1 protein-coding gene and 1 pseudogene are annotated in these 633 nt (G+C 45.0%); one reads left to right on the top strand and one right to left on the bottom strand.

Annotated features, from left to right (window positions below):
• Nucleotides 1–346: BLUF domain-containing protein (locus tag A3751_RS00700; protein ID WP_197466068.1), on the top strand; the 346-nt coding region annotated here is incomplete at its 5' end.
• Nucleotides 347–402: 56 nt separating this feature from the next.
• Here the strand turns inward: A3751_RS00700 and A3751_RS22375 are convergent.
• Nucleotides 403–633: pseudogene (locus A3751_RS22375) on the bottom strand (radical SAM protein); the annotation flags it as partial.

Genomic DNA, 633 nt, shown 5'->3' with positions numbered 1-633 from the left:
GCAAGCAAGCAAAAACAATTTAGTGCTCGATATATCAGGCTATCTGTACTTCGAGAAAGGTACCTTCCTCCAGTATATTGAGGGGCCAGCTGACGCTCTAGAGTGCCTTTTTAACAAGATTACACTAGATGAACGGCACAAGATTTATCGCCACATTAGCGATACGAAACTAACAGAGCGTCGCTTTCCGGACTGGTCCATGCAATGGCTTACAAATGCGTATCTCGCAGAGATAAGGCTTGAAAATATATTGATAGACCAATTGGATATCATGCAGAAGTTAGGGGGTGCCGGACCCGACTTCTCAGAAACAGCTTTTAGATTGGTCAATTCACTCGCACGATAGCCATGTCGAGCAATTAGTTAGAGATTAGAAAGCGACAAGCTTATTCTCGCTCAACCTCACAGTCCTCTCTGCCACTCTTGCCTCAGCGGAATCGAGCCTGGCTTATTCAAGGCCAGATTAATTTTATCCAACATCGCCTGCTTATCTTGGCCAAGCGTCCCCTTCAAAACCAAGTAAGTGGACGCATGGTCCGACCGAAAAACGGTGTTCTTCAACTCAAAGGTCGAAACCAATGAATGAATTTCTTTAAATAACTCTTCCTGCGAAAGAGGCTCATAGTCGCCATC

The sequence above is a fragment of the Oleiphilus sp. HI0080 genome, from assembly GCF_001635135.1.
This window is presented reverse-complemented; position numbering and strand designations above follow the sequence as displayed.